Below are 17712 nucleotides of genomic sequence, written 5' to 3'. Positions count from 1 at the left end.
CTCGCCTGCTTCTCTCGCCCCGCGCGTCAGTTGAGCGGGCCGCCGGCCACGTACATGACCTGGCCGGAGACGAAGCCGGCGTCGTCGCCCGCGAAGAAGGCGATCGCGTTGGCGACGTCCTCGGGGCGGCCGACCCGCTGCACCGGGATCATGGAGGCGGCGGCGGCCTGGAAGTCCTCGAAGCCCATGCCGACGCGCTCGGCGGTCTGCGCGGTCATCTCGGTGACGATGAAGCCCGGGGCGACGGCGTTGGCGGTGATGCCGAACTTGCCGAGCTCCTTGGCGAGGGTCTTGGTCAGGCCCTGCAGACCGGCCTTGACGGCGGAGTAGTTGGCCTGGCCGCGGTTGCCCAGGGCCGAGGACGAGGAGAGCGAGACGATCCGGCCGAAGCCCGCGTCCACCATGTGCTTCTGACAGGCCTTGGCCATCAGGAACGCGCCCTTGAGATGCACGTTCATCACGATGTCCCAGTCCGACTCGGACATCTTGAACAGCAGGTTGTCGCGGAGCACGCCGGCGTTGTTGACGAGGATGGTGGGCGGGCCGAGCTCGGCGGCGACCCGCGCGACGGCCGCCTCCACCTGGGCGGCGTCGGAGACGTCGCAGCCGACGGCGAGCGCGGTGCCGCCCGCGGCCGTGATCTTCTCGACGGTGTCCTTGCAGGCCGCCTCGTCGAGGTCGAGTACGGCGACGGCGCGGCCCTCGGCCGCCAGCCGGATCGCGGTGGCGGCGCCGATGCCCCGCGCCGCACCGGTGACGACGGCTACCCGCTGCTCGGTGGTGGACATGCTTGTTCTCCTCGCCCTTGGCTCGTCCCTGGATGCGGTGCCTACCCCGCGGCCCGCCCGTCCTCACCCGGTGACCCTCGTTCCGGGAGGTGAGCGACCGCTTAGTATTGCCCGCAGACGAGACGCTAGAAGCCCTGGCACCCGGTGTCAACGCCCCACCGGGTGCACCGGATCACGCGGCGCGCGCCTTGACCCGGCCGGGCCCCTTCCCCCGCCGGGGAGGGGCTACGGCCGCTGTCCGGCGCGCTCCGGCGCGTCCTGGCGCGGTCAGCGGACGAGCAGGTCGAGCAGCCGTTCCACCTCGGCCTCCGGGTCGGCGGTCAGGCCGGTGTGCACGGGACCGGGCTGGACCACCGTGGAGCGGGGCGCGATCAGCCAGCGGAAGCGCCGGCCCGCGTCGTCCCCGGACGCCTGGCCGGCGGCCTCGCCGCCCGCGCAGACGCCCTCGACGGCGTGCAGCGCGGCCCGTACGCCGGTCACGTCGGCGCCCGGGTCGAGCGCGGCCAGCTTGGCCTCGTCCAGATGGGTGCGGGCGGCCACGAAGGACCGGGCGCGGCAGTAGACGACCACGCCCGCGTTGAAGCACTCGCCGCGCTCGACGCGCGGCACCACGCGCAGCAGCGCGTACTCGAAGACGTCGCGGTCGGTCACGTGGTGCTGTCCTTCTGGGTGGGGCGCGGGGCGAGGCGGTCGGCGAGCCAGCCCGGGGGCTGCTGGGGGCGGCGCTCGGTGCGCGGCCCGAGGGTGATCCGCTCGTGGATGGTCGCGGCGCGCGGCAGCAGCGCCTCCACGTAGGCGGCGCGCAGGGCGTCGGTGCTGTCGAAGCCGGGCTCGTCGACCAGCCACTCGTCGGGCACGTCGGCCGCGACCTCGGTGAGCAGCTCGCGGGTGACGAGCGGGGCCAGCTCGGCGGCAGCGGCGGCGACATCGGGCGAGAACGGCGCGAGGGCGTGGTCGGAGGCGTCGTACGGCTTCGCGGCGGAGGCCTGGGCGCCGGGCCAGTTGTGGTGCCAGATCATGGTGGCGCCGTGGTCGATCAGCCACAGGTCGCCGTGCCAGACAAGCATGTTCGGGTTGCGCCAGGACCGGTCGACGTTGTTGATGACGGCGTCGAACCAGACGACCTTCCCGGCCTCCTTCGGGTCGACCTCGTACGCGAGCGGGTCGAAGCCGAGCGAGCCGGGCAGGAAGTCCATCCCGAGGTTCAGGCCGCCACTCGCCTTGAGCAGCTCCTGCACCTCCTGGTCGGGCTCGGAGAGACCGATCACCGGGTCGAGCTGGATGGTGACGAGCTCCGGCACCCGCAGGCCGAGCCGCCGGGCCAGCTGCCCGCAGATCACCTCCGCGACGAGGGTCTTGCGCCCCTGCCCGGCGCCGGTGAACTTCATGACGTACGTGCCGAGATCGTCGGCCTCGACGATCCCGGGGAGCGAGCCGCCCTCACGCAAGGGCGTGACATAGCGGGTCGCTGTCACTTCGGTAAGCATCCCCCCAGGCTATCCGGGGCACCGCCCGCCCCCGCTCCGGTTTTCGCGCGGCAGGGCTGAGGCCTCGCGGGCGCGGCGGAGCCGGGCCCGGCCGGGCTCGCCTCGGAGTCGGCGCGCCGGCCGGGCCCGGCCAAGTCACCCGCTGGGACAGTACGGGGCGGGAGGGACGTCCTCGCCCCGTGGCGGGCGTTCGCGGGTGGGCCACCACCGCCGACGAGAGGGCGCCGACACCCACTGCCAGGCTTTCGCCTCCTCGGCACGTGGCGGGAAGACGCCGGCCTTGCCCAAGGCCGGCTTCCAGACGGCGTTGCCGAAGCGCGTGGGGCGACCCTCGGAGAGATGGCGAATACCGCAACCGTGGTCGGGTAGCCGCCGTGCACGGCCTCAATAGGGGCTTCGGAGTCATCTGAGGAGCTGATCGGCGTGGCTGAAGGCAAGAAGATGCGAGGGAAAGCCCAAGAAGCGGTGGGCAAGGTGAAGGAGATGACCGGAGAGGCGACGGGCAAGCAAGACCTGCGTCTGAAGGGTGTCCGGGACCAGGTGAAAGGCCGGGCCCAACAGGCTGCCGGTGAGGCCGAGAAGACCGTGAAGGGAACGGTGGAAGAGGCCAATGGGAAGATGCGGCGTCACACGTGACGGCCGCATCACAATGGTGGCTGGCCCGGACAGAATCTGCATGCCCAATGTCCGGGCCATGCCGCGCCACGTGGTCGTTCCCGGCGTCGCCGAGAGAACACTCGCGGCCATGACGACGGAACAAGGACCAACTGACGCACCACAGGGTGACGGAGGACGGAAGACACACCCTCGCTTCGACCTCGACGCCGCCGCGCCGATGTCCATGTGGCGTTTTTGGGAGGATCGGGGCAGCCTGCGGACATGAGCGATGTCCCGATCGTCGTGCACCGCCCCAGCGCTTCCGGGGGGCGGCGGGTCACCGCGCGGGGTCGAGGGCATGGTCTGTCACCTACCTCAGAATCACCCACTCCGACCACAAGCTCGCGGTCTCTCCGGAAGGCGCCGCCTCGACGATCTCGTCGCGGATCCGCGACGATCCGCGCTGGATGGAATGGCGCGGCGCCGCGCCCCACCGCAACCACGCTGGTGGTCCGCAACGGCCACCACCGGCCCCGCACAGTGGTCACCGCCGCCGGACCGGTCGAGGTCACCGCGCCCCGGGTGAAGGACCGGCGCGTGGACGAGGCCACCGGCGAGCGCAAGCGGTTCTCCTCCCGGATTCTGGCCCCGTGGTGCCGCAAGTCCCCGAAGATCTCCGAGGTACTGCCGCTGCTTCAGCTGCACGGACTGTCCTCGGGCGACTTCGTCCCGGCGCTGGAGCAGTTCCTCGGCTCGGCCGCCGGGCTGTCGCCGGCCACGGTGACGAGGCTTACCAGGCAGTGGCAGAACGACCACACCGCCTTCCAGGAGCGCGACCTGTCGGACCGCGACTTCGTCTACGTGTGGGCCGACGGCGTCCACCCCAAGGTGAGGCTCGGCCAGGCCCACCTCGTGCGTGCTGGTGCTGCTTGGGGTGCGGCTGGACGGCACCAAGGAGCTGATCGCGCTCGCGGAGGGGCTGCGGGAGTCCACGGAGTCGTGGGCCGACCTGCTGCGCGACTGCCGTCGGCGGGGAATGCGCGACCCCGAACTCGTCGTCGGCGACGGTGCGATGGGTCTGTGGAAGGCCCCGGCCGAGGTGTTCCCCGCCGCCCGTCACCAGCGGTGCTGGTTCCACAAGGCCCGCAATGTCACGAGCGCCCTGCCGAAGTCTGCACAGCCAGGCGCGACGAAGGCGAGGCAGGAAATCTACAACGCCAAGGACCGCGCGCACGCCGAGAAGGCGATCGAGGGGTTCGCGTTCGCCGACGACCGGGAGGAGCTGCTGGCGTTCTACGACTTCCCGGCCGGGCACTGGATCCACCTGCGGACCACGAACCCCATCGAGTCCACTTTCTCCACGGTCAAGCTGCGGACCAAGGTCACCCGCGGCGCCGGCAGCCCCGCCGCCGCCCTGGCGATGGTGTTCAAGCTGGTCGAGTCCGCTCAGGACCGCTAGCGCGCGATCACCGGCGCCCACCTCCAGGTCCAGCCGAACGCCGTTCCCGGAGATGACGGCGAAGATGAACTCTACGAGGACGACTACCCCGACGTGTCGGTCCTCCTCCTCATCGAATCACCGGCTGCCGCCGAGTCCCTCAAGGCCGAGCTGTCGGTGGTTGAAGGACTTACCCCGTTCAGATCTTCGCGGAGCTGAGAAACCGTCGATCCACAGGTGTTGACGATTACTCCCGACGGCCCAGCGCACAGTGCTGGAGGACTGAGTTCTACGGGCATGCGACCGCACATGCTTACGCGCGACGAGCCCGGCCGAACCCCGGCCCGCGGCGCGAATGTCATGGCGTCCGTGAACGCCCTGGCGTGCGAGCGAACCTGGCGCTCCCGCGTGCGTCCGCCAGAACGCTCTACTGGACGGCCAGGACGATCTCGTACGCGGCGCAGACGAGGACCAGGAGCGCCACGGCGCAGTGGCGACAGGGCGAGGACGTCGACACCGAGAGTCTGCGGACGGCCTTGCGCCGATACCGCTCCTTCTTCCACCGGCTGCTCCGCACAGGCCTCGAAGAGGAGAGGCAGGAAGCGGCGGAGCCCGGCGCGGGCGCCGGCGTTGAGCGGGAGCACGCGATCGGGTGAAGGCGGCGGCGCGGGCGGCCCCGCGTCGCGGTGCCCGGCGGCCAGCACGGGCAGAGTGAGGGCATGTCGATACCTCTGCGGGCGGCCGGTGCGCTGCTGGTCACGGCCTTCCTGTGCGGGTGCGGCGCGTCCACCGCTCGCGAGGACGGCGCTTCCGCCGCCGGCCGGCGGTTCGCCGCGGCGCTGGCCTCTGGGGACTACCGCACAGGCTGCGAGCTGCTCGCCCCCGAGACCCGGGACGAGGTCGAGGAGGACGCCAAGGGCCCCTGCGGTCCGGCCCTGCGTGACCTCGATCTGCCGTCGGCCGGCCCGGTCCGCGGAGTCGATGCGTACGGACGGGACGCACTGCTTCGGATGACCAGCGACACGCTGTTCCTGTCGCAGTTCGACAGCGGGTGGCTGGTCACTGCGGCGGGCTGTGTCCCACAGGCGCCGGACGAGCCGTACCGCTGCTCGCTGAAGGGAGGGTGACGGAATGAGGGCCGTGTTCATTGGCCTCGTCCTGACGATTCTGGGTGGCCTCGCCTACTTCACGGCGATCGGGGCGATGCACCGGTGACGAGCGGACACGGTTCGGATCGCACCGAGCACCTCGGCTTCTGGCGCTCCAACAGCCTGACCCTCGCCTTCGGCGGGGCCTTCCTGGTGGTGCTCGCCGCCCAGGCCGTCGCCGGACGGGCGGAGTTCAACGAGCAGATGGCCGTTGACGGGCTCCAGCAGATCGGGCTCGGCGCCTATCTGACGTCCTCGGACTTCGCCGTCGACGTCACCGAGAACTGGCAGTCCGAGTTCCTGCAGTTCTTCCTCTACGTGTTCGGTACCGTCCACCTCCTGCAGCGCGGCTCGCCGGAGTCGAAGTCCCTCGACCGGGCCGGCGCGGAGAGCGATCGCGAGCAGCGGATGGGCGACCACGCCGGCTCCGACTCGCCGCGCTGGGCCGGCACCAAGGACTGGCGTCAGGCGCTCTACTCCCGCTCACTGGGCATGGCGATGGCGGTGTTCTTCCTCCTGTCGTGGTTCGCCCAGTCCGTCGCCGGCGTCGCCGCGTACAACGGCGAACGGCTGCGGCAGCTGCAGGCGCCGATCGACTGGGGCGACTACCTCGCCTCCTCCGACTTCTGGAACCGCTCGCTGCAGAACTGGCAGTCGGAGCTCCTCGCCGTCGCCGCCATGGCCATCCTCTCCGTCTACCTCCGCCAGCGCGGCTCCCCGGAGTCCAAACCGGTCGGCTCCCCGCACTCGGCGACCGGTGTGGAGGGCTGAAGCGCCCAGGAACGGGCAGTCGCACGCGCCGTCCCTCGGGCCGCCACTCGGGCCGTCACTCGGGCCGTCACTCGGCGATGAGGAGGGCGTCATGGACGGCTCCTCCTGGAGGGCCTACGGGCGGTGCACCTTGCCGTGGCCGGCAACTGCATGTACTGGCAGATGCTGGCCCAGGCCGCCGAGGTCAACCGGGACGCGCGCCTCAGCGAGCTCGTCGAGCTGGGCCGGCCACGGGCACAGCGCCGGCTCCGGTGGACCGAGACCGTGATCAAGAACCTGTCGGCGCAGATCCTCCTGACGGCTCGCTGAACGCTTTTCGAACCGATCCGACGGCTCCCCGAGGGGTCCGTCGGGCCCGGCGCATTCTTCGGGGCGGACGGGGTACTGGCAGGTCCCCGGGGCTTCGAGCCGACAGCGGTGCATTCGGCAGGAGGGATCGAGATGAACCTCGTCGAAGGAACCCCTGCGAACGACGGCGCCACCTCCGCCGGCCGGCGGCCCACGGGCTCCGGCACCGTAGGGCTCGCGGCGCGCGAGGCCGGTGATGAGCGGGCCCGGCAGCTCCCCGCGGACCACACCCAGGCGATTCTGGAGGTCACGAAAGAGGTCGCCGGCGTACTCAAATCCTCGGGGTGTCTGTTCGCCCTGGTCGGCAGCGTCGCCGTCTACGCCTACGGAATCCCGGTGCGCCTGCAGCACGACGCGGATTTCGCCGTACGCCGGGAGGACGCCGAGCAGGTGACCCAGGTGCTCAGCGATCACGGCATCGAGATCGTCGAACCGCCCGAGGACTGGCTGATCAAGGGCCGCAGGGACGGAGAGCAGATCGATCTGATCTTCGCCCTGGCCGGCCGCCCCGTCACGACGGAACTACTCCGACGTGCCGAGACCCTGCCCGTGGACTCGGTGCACATGCCCGTGATCGAGCCGACCGACCTCATGACCGGGCGGCTGGCCGCGTTCTCGGAGCACCACTGCGACTTCGGGGCACTGCTCCCCGTCGCCCGCGGGCTGCGTGAACGCGTCGACTGGGGTCGTGTGCGCAAGGAAACCCGGAACAAGCCGATGGCGACGGCATTCCTGTACCTGCTGGAACTGCTCGACGTCATCCGGCCCCGCCCCGACAGCGAGAAGGAGCGAGGCCGATGACCGAACACGATTCCCAGGAAGTCGAATACCGGATCGCACGGTTGCGTGAACGGCTCGCCGGAGACGATGTGGCCGAACTGGGTGTCCGGATCGAACTCCGGGGCGACGCCGTCCTGTTGACGGGCGCACTGCCCACGGCCGGCCGACGGGAGGGGATCCTGCGGCTGGCTCGGGAGGAGTTGGCCGGACTCGTCGTACGCACGGACCTCACCACGCCCTCCGCCGACGCCCCCGACCATGTGGAGCGAGTGCCATGACGCAGGCATCGCCGACGGCCGCGCGGGGCAGCGACCATGTGGTCAGAGTGGCGGCGGTCGGTGACATCCATCTGAGTCCGGAATGCGCGGGACTGCTGCGTCCCGCGTTCCTGACACTCCCCGAGTGTGCCGACGTGCTTCTGCTCGCCGGTGATCTGACCCGCCACGGCACTGTCGACGAAGCGCTGGTGGTGGCCGAGGAGGTCCGGGACATCGGTGTCCCGGTCATCGCTGTGCTGGGCAACCACGATTATCACTCGGACCAGCAGGGCGCGGTCACACGCACGCTCGTCTCCGCTGATGTCGGCGTCCTGGAGGGACAGTCGACCGTCCTCTCCGTTGCAGGCCACTCGGTCGGCGTGGCCGGCGCGAAGGGATTCTGCGGAGGATTCGCGGGCCGAAGTGCGGGCGCTTTCGGCGAGCCGGAGATGAGGGCGTGGGTCCGGGTGGCACACGTCGGCGCCGAGCGGCTGGCCTCCGCGCTGGAGGAGTTGAGCGCGGAACACTGTGATGTCCGCATCGCCTTGACGCACTTCGCGCCCGTCCCCGACACCCTGGCGGGGGAGCCTGTCGAGATCTATCCGTTCCTCGGCAGCTACCTGCTCGCCGAGGCGATCGACTCCGTAGGTGCGGACCTCGCCATCCATGGCCACGCGCACCTCGGGACGGAGCACGGTATGACGGCCGGCGGGGTGCGCGTGCGCAATGTCGCGCAGCCGGTCATCGACCGGGCGTTCGCACTCTACGAGTTGCCGGTCTCCGGCCACTGCCCCGCCTGAATCGGCCGAACGGGCGTCGCCCGCCGGCCGGCCGACACCATCAGCTCTGCTCCACCGCACAGCTTCGGACGCCGGGACGAGACGGCTCGGCGCAGGACCAGTGCGGGAATCAGCCAGCAGACGGCGAACCAGATCAGCAGGGCGGCATCGATGATCACGGCCGCGGGCGGGCTGACGACCGTGCGCAGGACGACGAGCAGGGCGAGCGCAAATGGCTCCGAGGAACAGCACCAAGCCCGTGGACGTCAGCCTCGAGGCCCAGACGACGGCTTCCGGCTTCACGCCGAGGCCGGTGACGAGCCGATGCAGACACACAGGAGCGGTCAGCGTGCCGGTCGCCGCCGGGACTAGTTGAACACCGGTGAAGGCGAGACGCACTTCGTGGAGCAGCTCGCCCCACAGTCGGTCGGCTCGTTCGTCGCATGTCTCCTGGCGTTCTCCGACGTGCGCACCCCTGGCGATCACCGGGGCCACCTCTGCTCGGCCGGGCCGAGGCCGAAGAGATCGACGGAACCCGTGATTTCGAGCAGCCGCACCATCTGGTGACTGGGAGCGGCCAGGGTGATACGGCTTCCCGATTCGAGTGCCAATTCCCTGGCGGTCAACAGCAGATTGAGACCGGTCGAGTCACAGAACGACGAGTTCTGGAGGTCGACGACGATTTCAGTGCCCCGGGGGGCCAGCGCGACACCGTCGAGAAGCAAGGGCCGCAGCTCGGCCGAGTGGTCGAGGTCCAAGTCGCCGCTCACCCACACGACGAATGAGTGCGGGACACGGCTTTCGGTTTCGGGGTGTGCGGTCTGCTCCTTGCCGGATGTCATGACGCACCTCCTGGTCACGACGGCGACTGCCCTGCCTCCGAGATCCCATGCAGGCCATTCCGCTTGTCGCTTGCGGCGGTCGGTGCGGGCTCGGAGGAGTCAACTCCCGTCTCCCGGGCGGGCACACGACGTCGCCCCGTCCACAGGGCGGCTTCCTCTACCTGGTCGGAGGTGAGACAGGACTCCTGTTCCAGATCAGCGAGACCGATACCCCGGGGATGTCTCGCGCGTACGCGGATCAGACGCTCCGCCCACAGTTCCGCCTCGACGAAGGGACGCGCCCTCAAGGCGGAGACCGATGCCTGCAGGTGCGCAGCGCTACAGGCCACCACAGGCCGCCAACCGTCCTGCCACCGGTCACGAGGAGCGAGATACGAGGAGTCCGGCGCGTAGGCGCGACATGGCGACTTCTCCGCCACCCGTTCCCCGCAGTAGTCACAGTGGTCACTGCGGTCACCGGTTCCGGTGTCCTCGGAAGGAACCGCCGTTCCAGGAATCATGAGCCCGCCTCTCAGGAAGCGCCGAGGTTTCCGAAGTGCCTGAAATCTCACCGCTCTCCATTCATCATACGTCGCCCGTTACACGAAATCTCCCTCGGGTATTCTCGGCCTTCCCGCATCCCCGCTCGCTGCATCGGGAGGCATAGTGGATTCATGGGAGACAACTCCGGCAGCCGTGGATCCGACTGGACGTTCCTGACGAATCACGCCCGTGTCCTGCTGGCCATCGCCCGCGATCCCGGCGTGCGGCTCCGCGACGTGGCGGCGGTGTGCGGACTGACCGAGCGCACAGTCCAAGCGATCGTTTCGGACCTCGAAGAGGCCGGATACCTCACGCGCAGCCGGGCCGAGGACGCGCGCCGGAACCGCTACACGATCGCTTCCGGCTCTCCCTTCCGCCACCCTGCCGAAGCCGGCCATGAGATCGCCGGCCTCCTGCGGCTCCTCGTCGAACCTCAGGCCGAGGCAGACCGCTCCGCTCCCCGGCGTGCCCGGAACTGAGAGCGCTCGGCATACGCGAGTAGGCGGTCAGGGCAGGGGCAGGCGCTTGGTGTTCCTTTCCCGCACCATGCCAGGAGGCAGTGATGCGCGCAGTGACGTGGCAGGGCACGCGGAATGTCCGCGTGCAATCCGTACCCGACCCGCAGGTGGAGGAGCCCACGGACATCGTGGTGAAGGTGACCTCCACGGGGATCTGCGGTTCCGATCTCCATCTCTACACGGTGATGGGCCCCTTCATCGACGCCGGAGACGTCCTGGGGCACGAGGCGATGGGCTTCGTGCAAGAAGTCGGCTCGGAGGTCGCCACTCTCCGCCCAGGCGACCGGGTCGTCATCCCGTTCAACGTCTCCTGCGGACGCTGCTTCATGTGCGATCAAGGCCTCCAGTCCCAGTGTGAGACCACCCAGGTGCACGACTACGGCATGGGTGCCGCGCTCTTCGGCTACACCAAGCTCTACGGCCAGGTGCCCGGCGGGCAGGCCGAGTACCTGCGGGTACCGTTCGGCGACACGCTGCCCGTGAAGGTCCCCAAGGGCCCACCCGACGAGCGTTACGTCTACCTCTCCGACGTTCTGCCCACCGCCTGGCAGGCGGTGGAGTACGCCGACATTCCGCCCGGCGGCTCCGTCACCGTCCTGGGACTCGGGCCCATCGGCCAGATGGCCGCGCGGATCGCGCTGCACCGCGGCGCGAGCCTGGTGGTGGGCGTCGACCCGGTGGCGGCCCGGCTCGAGCGTGCCCGGGCGCACGGTGTCCACACCATCGATCCGGACGAGCACGGGAAGAATCTGGGCGATGTCGTCCGAGGCCTGACCGACGGGCGCGGGACGGACTCCGTGATCGACGCCGTGGGAATGGAAGCTCATGGCACACGGCTCGCGGCGGCGGCCCAACGAGCGACAGCCGTACTGCCCGACGCCCTGGCGAGGCCGCTGATCGAACACGCGGGCATCGACCGCCTCGACGCCCTGCACGCCGCGATCGACATCGTCCGCCGGGGCGGCACCGTATCCGTCTCGGGTGTCTACGGCGGGGCGATCGATCCCATGCCCCTGCTCACGATGTTCGACAAGCAGATCCAGCTCCGTATGGGCCAGGCCAACGTCCGGTCCTGGGTGGACGACATCCTGCCGCTCCTCGACGACTCGGACCCCCTCGGTGTGGAGGGCTTCGCCACCCATACGATGCCGCTGGAGGAGGCGCCCCGGGCCTACGCAATGTTCCAGGCCAAGGACGACGGCATGATCAAGACCCTGCTCAAGCCCTGAACGCCGTCCGCGGACAAGGCGTCCCGGCACGCTCGGGAAGGAGCGTGCCGGGACGCACGCGGTAGGGGTCCCGCGTCACCAGCGATACCAGCGTCCTTGCGCACCATGGACGAAGAAGCCCAGCACCCAGAGCACCAGCACGGCGAGGGCGATGTACCACAGCACGTCTACGGCGAAGCCGGCTCCGAAGAGCACCAGAATGAGAAGCAACACGAGCAGAAGCGGAATCATGACGACACCTCCTCGGGCCCCGGCCTGGCGTCGTGTCCGCCGCGATGCCGGTCGCCCACCGCGCAACTTCCCGCGCCACGCCCATGCATGCCCTTCAACCGTGAGGACATGCGGCCCGTGGGCCGCACGACGCGCCTTCGCCGTACCGTGCCGACGGGCGCGGTCGGGCTTTCCGCCCGGGCCTACCGCTTCGGCTGCCCCGCACACGCCAGGGGGACCCCGTGTCCTCGCGGTGATCACCCGCTGGCTTCACGGCGGGGCTGATCCCTCGGCGAGCGAGGCTCGTTGGAGCCTGACGCCTATTGGTGCGCGCCGCAGCAGGCGGCCCGGCTCATGCCCAAGGCTTGCTCCGCCAGGACCTCGACGCCGTCACCGCCGAACTCACCCATACGTGGAGCTCCGGCGTCGTCGAAGGCCATGTGACGGGCCGTGAACCCTGCGGCTGCGCCAAGGAACCCAAGTTCCGCCCGCGTACCCGAGCTCAGCTGCGAGCACGTCGAATCACAGCAACCCGAACTTGGTATCTCCCTCGCCGAAATGCTGGGACGCGCAGATCCACAGGCATCCGCATGACCTGACTGAGTGGTGCACGAGCGGCACATGGTCAGCCACCCTCGCCCACAGAATCATTCACGCAACTGCGGTCAGAGCCAATTACGGCGGCGTTCATAGGTCAAACGGGACGGTTTTCCTACGGCGGGAGCGGGCGGAGCTGCTCCTCGCGCCCGATACCTGGTCGCCGGCGTTTGAGCGCGTGGCCGCCATCTCCATGGGACTCACCGTTGTCCGCCGCGCTCTGTCTCTCCCCGTCGCGTCGCTCACGCGCTGTCCTGTTCGTCGGCCTCCGCAGGCCGTTCCGAGGCTCGCGATCATCCATGTCTGGCCCCTAATGGCCGAGCTTCCGCTTGAGTTCCGCCTTGTTCATCTGGGACCGTCCGTGCAGATTGCGCCGCTGGGCCTCCGAGTACAGCTGGTCGTAGGTGGGTCCCTCGGAGCCGCTGTGGGAACGCTTGCCACCACGGCGCGAGGACGACATGTCCTGTGTGGAGCTCTTGCTCGCTGTCTTGGACTCACCCGAGCGGGCGCGTTCCTTGTTCACGGTGCGGGAGGCGATCTCCTTCGCGCGCTTCTCGCTCTCGCCCCGGTCCAGGGCGCTCTGCTTGATGTGCTCGTACTGGCGTTCCCGCTTGGCGCTTGATCCACGAGGCATGTCCTGCTCCTTCCCGACAGGCCCTGTCCGGGCGGCAGAGTCTTCCTTCCGCTGCTGCCCCTTCCACCGGTCTTCATGCAGGTGGCGCCGCGCCCAGGCCCGCGTCGGGATCATGCCCTGAACCACACCGCGGACCATCATGCCCTGAACCACACCGCGGACCCAGGTTTCCCTCTCGGTCACCCGGGCAGCCGCACCGACGGAACTCAGGGAATGGAGCGGCGACCCGCACTCATGGAGGCGTCATGACCGAGTTCGGCTACTTCCTCTCCTGTGAGGAGTTCGGGCCGGGCGATCTCGTCGAGCAGGCCCGAATGGCGGAGGACGCGGGCTTTCGCTCGCTATGGATCTCGGACCACTTCCACCCGTGGAACGACGAGCAGGGCGAGAGCCCCTTCGTCTGGTCCGTGATCGGGGCGCTCTCCCAGGTGAGCGGTCTGCCTGTCGAGACCGCCGTGACCTGCCCGACCGTACGCATCCACCCCGCGCTGGTAGCTCAGGCGGCCGCGACCTCCCAGATCATGCTCGACGGGCGGTTCCGGCTCGGGCTCGGCAGCGGCGAGGCGCTCAACGAGCACATCATCGGGGACCGCTGGCCGCCCGCGGACGTGCGCCTGGAGATGCTGGAAGAGGCCGTCGCGGTGATCCGAGAGCTGTTCACCGGAGAGGAGGTCGCCCACCACGGCCCGCATTACACGGTCGAGAACGCCCGCCTCTACACGCTCCCCGCGACTCCGCCCCCCATCGATGTCTCCGCCTTCGGACCGAAGGCGGCCGACGTCGCCTCCCGGATAGCCGACGGCTTCGTCAGCACCGCGCCGGACGCCGGTCTGGTCTCCCGGTTCCGGGCGCGCGCCCCGGAGCGGCCCGCGTACGCGTCGACCAAGGTGTGCTGGGCCGAAACCCGTGAAACAGCGGTCCGCACGGCTCACCGGCTCTGGGCGATCGAACACCTCCCAGGGGAGCTGGGCCAGATCCTTCCCACCCCACGCCACTTCGAGCAGGCCTCGGAACTGGTGACCGAGCAAGCCGTCGGCGCGGCCGTACCCTGCGGCCCCGACCCGGAGGAACATGCTCGCCACGTGCAGGAGTACGTGGACGCCGGCTTCGACCGGGTTCACATCGGCCAGATCGGCCCCGAGCAGCGCGGGTTCTTCGACTTCTACCGCAAAGAGGTGCTCCCGCTGCTGGCCGGCGCCGACAATAGCCCAACTACTGGGACCACTGGGCATTGGAACCTCGACGGCGCCGACAGAGGTGACCAGCCGTGACGAAACAGACCGTCGGAGACCAGCTGCTCGGCGCCGCGGTCAGCGGCGCCGAGATCTTCCTGGAACACGACCGGGCCTCCTTCGGCAACCGCATCATGTGGTGGCCGGTCTGGCTCGACCCGCTCGGACTCGCCGCCGGAATCGCCGGCTGGGCCGGCCCCCGCGTCGTCTGGAACGCCGCCACCGGTACCCTCCGCGAGACCCTGCGCCCCCGGGCGCACTGCGCGCCCGCAACGCCTCCGCGTGGCTGCCGCCGGCGAGCGCGCTCCTGTCTGGCATGCGCCGGTTCGCCCACACCGACGATGTGGACCTGATCGTCGTCGGGTGCGGTGCCGGCGGTGCCGTGATCATCCAGCGCCTCGCCCACGCCGGCTGGCACGTGGTGTGTCTGGAAGCCGGACCGCTCTGGGATCCGGCGAAGGACTGGGTGAGAGATGAGGAGGGCTCCCGCGGCCAGTACTGGACCGAACCACAAGTGATCGACGGCCCCGACCCAGTGCCGTTCGGCTCCAACGACTCCGGTCGCGGGGTGGGCGGATCCATGGTCCACTTCGCCGGCTACGCGCCCCGGCCGCACCCCTCCGATCTGCGAACCCGCACCCTCGACGGGGTCGGCGTCGACTGGCCGCTTGACTACGCCGACCTCGCGCCCTTCTAAGCCCGTCTCGAACAGGAACTGCCCGTCGCCGGCCAGTACTGGCCCTGGGGCGCCCCGCACCCCGTTGTCGCCCCACAGGGGCACTTCGAGGCGCCCCAGATCCTCCGTGTGCAGGCAGAGGTCCACCAGTTCGAAAGCCGTCATCGCGGTTCACCGCCTCGTGCGCCGGGGGCGCGAACCCAGCCCGAACCGCCCATGCGTTGTGTGCAGGCTCCGGGCCGCCAGCGCCGCCGCACCCACGGCCACCGCGCCCGTGACCGCCGGATGACGGGCCAGGGCCGCGTACGGCGAGTGCGCGGCCGCCTCGTCGTCGAAGGCCCCGTGGGCGCCGTGGTCCTGCCCGTCGGGCCCGTCCAGCGGGGCCCACAGGTTGTGCGGGTCCTCGCCCCGCGACGGCTCACCCGTCTGCTGGGACGCGTAACCGGTACGGGCGACATACCGGTCCAGGAGACCCGGCGCGGCCCGATGGGCCAGCACCGCGGCCGCCGTCGAGGCCCCGACCCTGTACTCCTTGCGCCGCGGTCGGCGGGCGGCGTGCAGCACGGCACGGGCCGCGACCTCCGGCTGGAACACCGGCGCCACCGGGCGCGGCCGGTACGGCAGCCGGGACAGCGCCCACGAGAACTGCGGGGTGTTCACGGCCGGCAGCTGGACCACCGTGACCGCCACCCGGCTGTGGCGGTGCAGGAGTTCGAGGCGTACGGAGGCGGTGAAACCGTTGATCGCATGCTTGGCCCCGCAGTACGCGGCCTGCAGCGGCACGGCAGCCTCGCCGAGGGCCGAGCCGACCTGGACGACCGCGCCGGAGTCCCGGGGCAGCATCCGCCGAAGCGCGGCCCGGGTCCCGTTCACACAGCCCAGGTACGTCACCTCCGTGACCCGCTCGTACTCGTCGGGAGCCGCCGCGAGGAACGGTGCGAAGACGGACGTGAACGCCGCGTTCACCCACACGTCTACCGGACCCAGGCGGCTCTCGACGCGGTCCGCGGCCTCCTCGACCATCCACGGCACCGCCATGTCCACCGGCACGACCAGAGCCTCGCCCCCGGCCCGACGGACCTCCTCGGCCGCCGCCTCCAGGCCCGCCCGGCCCCGGGCGAGGAGAGCCACGCGGGCCCCGGACGACCCGAAGGCCCGCGCCGTGGCCCGGCCCACCCCGGCGCTCGCTCCCGTGACGACGACGGTCCGTCCGTGGAACGGTCGACGAGCGGGCCCGACCCGCACCGCACGCAGCACGAGCAGACCCTCGACGAACGAGAGCGCATCGGACGTCCGGATCATGATCACGCTCCTGTCTGCCGGCCGCAGAGCACAACCCACTCGGCCATTGCCCCGGCTCGGGCGGAACACGCCTGATCCACAGACACGGGTGGGAAGACCACGGCCGGGTAGTCGCGTGACCGAGCCGAGGAGTTGGCCATGACGTACCTGACCATGGGAGTCGAGGAGGAATTCGTCCTCGTGGACGACGCGAGCCGTGCCCCCGTGGACCGGGCACCGGAGGTGATCGCCTCGGCCGCCCCGGTCCTCGGCAAGCAGGTCCAGAACGAGTTCTTCAACGCCCAGATCGAGACTATGACGCTGCCCACTGCCTCATGCCGCGATCTGCGGGACGAGCTGGTGTGGCTACGGTCGGCCATCGGCGCCGCGGCCCGTAGGGCACGCTGTCATCCGGTCGCCACTGGAACGCCGGCGGTGCCGCCCACCCAACCACTGACCATCACCGACAACGAGCGCTACCGACGCATGGCCCAGCGGTTCGCCTCCCGTTTCAGTACGCTCGACGGGCTCGTCTGCGGCTGCCACGTCCACGTCGGCACGCTGGACCGCGAGCTCGCACTCGCGCTCTCCCGCCGCATGGCGCCGTGGCTCCCCGTCCTCCAGGCCATCACAGCCAACTCGCCGTTCGCACGGCGGGGCGACACGGGCTTCGCCAGCTGGCGGTCTGTGGAGTACGCGAAGTGGCCCACCGTCGGACCTGCGCCCGCCCTCGACGAGCCCCGCTACCTTGCGCACGTGGCCGAGCTGGTGCGCACCGGCATGTTGCTGGACCGGCGGATGGTGTATTGGCACGCTCGGCCGTCCGAGCATGTGCCGACCCTGGAGATCCGCATCGCCGACTCCAATGCCGACGTGGACACAGTCGTCATCCTGGCGTCCCTCGTCCGCGCCCTCGCCACGACTCTTCTGGTCGACGAGGAGGTCGGCAAGCCGATGCCGCGGACGCCTCTGCGCCGACTGCTGCTGGCGCACGAACTGGCGGCAAGATACGGCCTGTCCGGTTACGGAGTCGATCCGTGCACCGGCGCCGTGCGGCCTGGCGCGGAACTGGTCGACCGACTCGTCGACCGGGTGCTCCCGACGCTCGAGTTCACCGGCGACACCGCGCGCGTACTGCGCCAGTTGCGCGGCATCCGAGTCCACGGGGTCGGGGCGGCCCGACAGCGCGCTGTGTTCCGGCGCCAGGGCCGCCTCAGCGATGTGGTGGACGCGCTGGCGCGGCTGACCGCCCGGGGCTGACGCGAAAGTCTGGTCCGAAAGTCTGGTCCGGGGCTGACGAAGGTCTGGTTCCGGGGCGGGGTTCTCACAGCCAGCGGCAAAGCTGCCGACGAGACGATCTGGCCAGATGGCAGGACTCGGCGCCGGCCAGTCGGGCCGGCGCCGAGTGGCCGAACGAGCCCGTCACCAGTGGTACCAGCGGCGGTCTGCGGCGTGGAACAGGAAGCCCAGCACCCACAGTACGAACAGCGCGATGGCGATGTACCAGAGCAGCTCGAGGGCGAAGCCACCGCCGAAGAGCAACAGGATCACGAGTAGAACGATGAGCAAAGGAATCAC

Annotated in this window: 22 protein-coding genes and 2 pseudogenes; 14 read left to right on the top strand and 10 right to left on the bottom strand. The window is 70.1% G+C overall.

The window, feature by feature from the left end; translation table 11 throughout:
• Nucleotides 1–26: 26 nt before the first annotated feature.
• The 3 genes from fabG to AB0M18_RS19075 all read right to left on the bottom strand — a co-directional run bounded on the left by fabG (nucleotide 27) and on the right by AB0M18_RS19075 (nucleotide 2275).
• Nucleotides 27–788, bottom strand: a complete 762-nt coding sequence (gene fabG / locus AB0M18_RS19085; RefSeq protein WP_365759384.1) for a 3-oxoacyl-ACP reductase FabG — start codon at nucleotides 786–788, stop codon at nucleotides 27–29.
• Nucleotides 789–1055: 267 nt separating this feature from the next.
• Nucleotides 1056–1439 (bottom strand): DUF3037 domain-containing protein, encoded by a 384-nt coding sequence (locus tag AB0M18_RS19080; RefSeq protein WP_365759382.1) that lies wholly within the window; start codon nucleotides 1437–1439, stop codon nucleotides 1056–1058.
• Entirely contained in the window at nucleotides 1436–2275 is an 840-nt protein-coding gene (locus AB0M18_RS19075) for a HipA family kinase (RefSeq protein ID WP_365759381.1), read from the bottom strand. The genes AB0M18_RS19080 and AB0M18_RS19075 overlap by 4 nt, the downstream gene beginning before the upstream one ends.
• A gap of 423 nt (nucleotides 2276–2698) precedes the next feature.
• On the opposite strand from AB0M18_RS19075, the gene AB0M18_RS19070 reads away from it, so the two are divergent.
• Together AB0M18_RS19070 and AB0M18_RS19065 are read left to right on the top strand one after the other, a co-directional pair.
• The gene (locus tag AB0M18_RS19070; protein WP_365759379.1) at nucleotides 2699–2911 is read left to right on the top strand and encodes a CsbD family protein; all 213 of its coding nucleotides are present in this window, start codon (nucleotides 2699–2701) and stop codon (nucleotides 2909–2911) included.
• 319 nt (nucleotides 2912–3230) lie between these two features.
• Nucleotides 3231–4328: pseudogene (locus AB0M18_RS19065) on the top strand (IS256 family transposase); the annotation flags it as partial.
• A gap of 409 nt (nucleotides 4329–4737) precedes the next feature.
• On the opposite strand, the gene AB0M18_RS19060 reads toward AB0M18_RS19065, so the two are convergent.
• Nucleotides 4738–4887: a hypothetical protein gene (locus AB0M18_RS19060; RefSeq protein ID WP_365759377.1), complete on the bottom strand. Its 150-nt coding sequence runs from the start codon at nucleotides 4885–4887 to the stop codon at nucleotides 4738–4740.
• A gap of 142 nt (nucleotides 4888–5029) precedes the next feature.
• Between AB0M18_RS19060 and AB0M18_RS19055 the strand changes: the two genes are divergently transcribed.
• The 6 genes from AB0M18_RS19055 (at nucleotide 5030) to AB0M18_RS19030 (ending at nucleotide 8414) form a co-directional block, all read left to right on the top strand.
• The gene (locus AB0M18_RS19055; protein WP_365759376.1) at nucleotides 5030–5437 is read left to right on the top strand and encodes a hypothetical protein; all 408 of its coding nucleotides are present in this window, start codon (nucleotides 5030–5032) and stop codon (nucleotides 5435–5437) included.
• Nucleotides 5438–5521: 84 nt separating this feature from the next.
• Nucleotides 5522–6229, top strand: coding sequence for a DUF6766 family protein (locus tag AB0M18_RS19050; protein WP_365759374.1), 708 nt, complete (start codon nucleotides 5522–5524; stop codon nucleotides 6227–6229).
• Nucleotides 6230–6352: 123 nt separating this feature from the next.
• Nucleotides 6353–6538: a hypothetical protein gene (locus tag AB0M18_RS19045; protein ID WP_365759372.1), complete on the top strand. Its 186-nt coding sequence runs from the start codon at nucleotides 6353–6355 to the stop codon at nucleotides 6536–6538.
• 132 nt (nucleotides 6539–6670) lie between these two features.
• On the top strand, nucleotides 6671–7378 hold the full coding sequence (locus AB0M18_RS19040; RefSeq protein WP_365759370.1) for a nucleotidyltransferase family protein: 708 nt from the start codon (nucleotides 6671–6673) through the stop codon (nucleotides 7376–7378).
• Nucleotides 7375–7635, top strand: a complete 261-nt coding sequence (locus AB0M18_RS19035; RefSeq protein ID WP_365759368.1) for a hypothetical protein — start codon at nucleotides 7375–7377, stop codon at nucleotides 7633–7635. The genes AB0M18_RS19040 and AB0M18_RS19035 overlap by 4 nt, the downstream gene beginning before the upstream one ends.
• Nucleotides 7636–7673: 38 nt before the next feature.
• Entirely contained in the window at nucleotides 7674–8414 is a 741-nt protein-coding gene (locus AB0M18_RS19030; RefSeq protein ID WP_365759735.1) for a metallophosphoesterase, read from the top strand.
• Between the two features lie 267 nt (nucleotides 8415–8681).
• Here AB0M18_RS19030 and AB0M18_RS19025 read toward each other — a convergent pair.
• Together AB0M18_RS19025 and AB0M18_RS19020 are read right to left on the bottom strand one after the other, a co-directional pair.
• Nucleotides 8682–8792, bottom strand: a pseudogene (locus tag AB0M18_RS19025) (hypothetical protein); the annotation flags it as partial.
• Nucleotides 8793–8875: 83 nt separating this feature from the next.
• Nucleotides 8876–9235, bottom strand: a complete 360-nt coding sequence (locus tag AB0M18_RS19020) for an STAS domain-containing protein (protein ID WP_365759366.1) — start codon at nucleotides 9233–9235, stop codon at nucleotides 8876–8878.
• Nucleotides 9236–9888: 653 nt separating this feature from the next.
• Here AB0M18_RS19020 and AB0M18_RS19015 point away from each other — a divergent pair.
• Both AB0M18_RS19015 and AB0M18_RS19010 read left to right on the top strand, forming a co-directional pair.
• A complete protein-coding gene (locus AB0M18_RS19015; RefSeq protein WP_365759364.1) occupies nucleotides 9889–10236 on the top strand; it encodes a helix-turn-helix domain-containing protein in 348 nt (115 codons plus the stop codon).
• A gap of 83 nt (nucleotides 10237–10319) precedes the next feature.
• Nucleotides 10320–11504 (top strand): alcohol dehydrogenase catalytic domain-containing protein, encoded by a 1185-nt coding sequence (locus AB0M18_RS19010; RefSeq protein ID WP_365759363.1) that lies wholly within the window; start codon nucleotides 10320–10322, stop codon nucleotides 11502–11504.
• 75 nt (nucleotides 11505–11579) lie between these two features.
• On the opposite strand, the gene AB0M18_RS19005 is transcribed toward AB0M18_RS19010, so the two are convergent.
• Together AB0M18_RS19005 and AB0M18_RS19000 are read right to left on the bottom strand one after the other, a co-directional pair.
• On the bottom strand, nucleotides 11580–11735 hold the full coding sequence (locus AB0M18_RS19005) for a hydrophobic protein (RefSeq protein WP_265862821.1): 156 nt from the start codon (nucleotides 11733–11735) through the stop codon (nucleotides 11580–11582).
• Nucleotides 11736–12621: 886 nt separating this feature from the next.
• Nucleotides 12622–12945, bottom strand: a complete 324-nt coding sequence (locus AB0M18_RS19000; RefSeq protein WP_265862822.1) for a plasmid stabilization protein — start codon at nucleotides 12943–12945, stop codon at nucleotides 12622–12624.
• 245 nt (nucleotides 12946–13190) lie between these two features.
• Between AB0M18_RS19000 and AB0M18_RS18995 the strand changes: the two genes are divergently transcribed.
• Genes AB0M18_RS18995 through AB0M18_RS18985 form a run of 3 tightly spaced genes read left to right on the top strand, consistent with a single transcriptional unit; the run spans nucleotide 13191 to nucleotide 14874 of the window.
• Entirely contained in the window at nucleotides 13191–14216 is a 1026-nt protein-coding gene (locus AB0M18_RS18995; RefSeq protein WP_365759359.1) for an LLM class F420-dependent oxidoreductase, read from the top strand.
• Nucleotides 14213–14530 (top strand): hypothetical protein, encoded by a 318-nt coding sequence (locus tag AB0M18_RS18990; RefSeq protein WP_365759357.1) that lies wholly within the window; start codon nucleotides 14213–14215, stop codon nucleotides 14528–14530. The genes AB0M18_RS18995 and AB0M18_RS18990 overlap by 4 nt, the downstream gene beginning before the upstream one ends.
• Nucleotides 14494–14874 carry a hypothetical protein gene (locus tag AB0M18_RS18985; RefSeq protein WP_365759355.1) on the top strand — a complete coding sequence of 127 codons (381 nt, stop codon included), beginning with the start codon at nucleotides 14494–14496 and terminating at the stop codon, nucleotides 14872–14874. The genes AB0M18_RS18990 and AB0M18_RS18985 overlap by 37 nt, the downstream gene beginning before the upstream one ends.
• A 150-nt stretch (nucleotides 14875–15024) precedes the next feature.
• Here the strand turns inward: AB0M18_RS18985 and AB0M18_RS18980 are convergent, their stop codons facing one another.
• On the bottom strand, nucleotides 15025–16155 hold the full coding sequence (locus AB0M18_RS18980; RefSeq protein WP_365759353.1) for an SDR family oxidoreductase: 1131 nt from the start codon (nucleotides 16153–16155) through the stop codon (nucleotides 15025–15027).
• 138 nt (nucleotides 16156–16293) lie between these two features.
• Here AB0M18_RS18980 and AB0M18_RS18975 point away from each other — a divergent pair, with 138 nt between their 5' ends.
• Nucleotides 16294–17394 carry a glutamate--cysteine ligase gene (locus tag AB0M18_RS18975; protein WP_365759351.1) on the top strand — a complete coding sequence of 367 codons (1101 nt, stop codon included), beginning with the start codon at nucleotides 16294–16296 and terminating at the stop codon, nucleotides 17392–17394.
• A gap of 162 nt (nucleotides 17395–17556) precedes the next feature.
• On the opposite strand, the gene AB0M18_RS18970 is transcribed toward AB0M18_RS18975, so the two are convergent.
• Complete coding sequence (locus tag AB0M18_RS18970) at nucleotides 17557–17712, bottom strand: DUF5670 family protein (RefSeq protein WP_365759349.1); 156 nt, start codon at nucleotides 17710–17712, stop codon at nucleotides 17557–17559.

Origin of the sequence: Streptomyces sp. NPDC051909 (genome assembly GCF_040681095.1) — a bacterium.
In the GTDB taxonomy this organism is placed as follows: domain Bacteria; phylum Actinomycetota; class Actinomycetes; order Streptomycetales; family Streptomycetaceae; genus Streptomyces.
The sequence above is the reverse complement of the archived record's forward strand: the minus strand, read 5'-3'. Positions and strand labels throughout refer to the sequence as shown.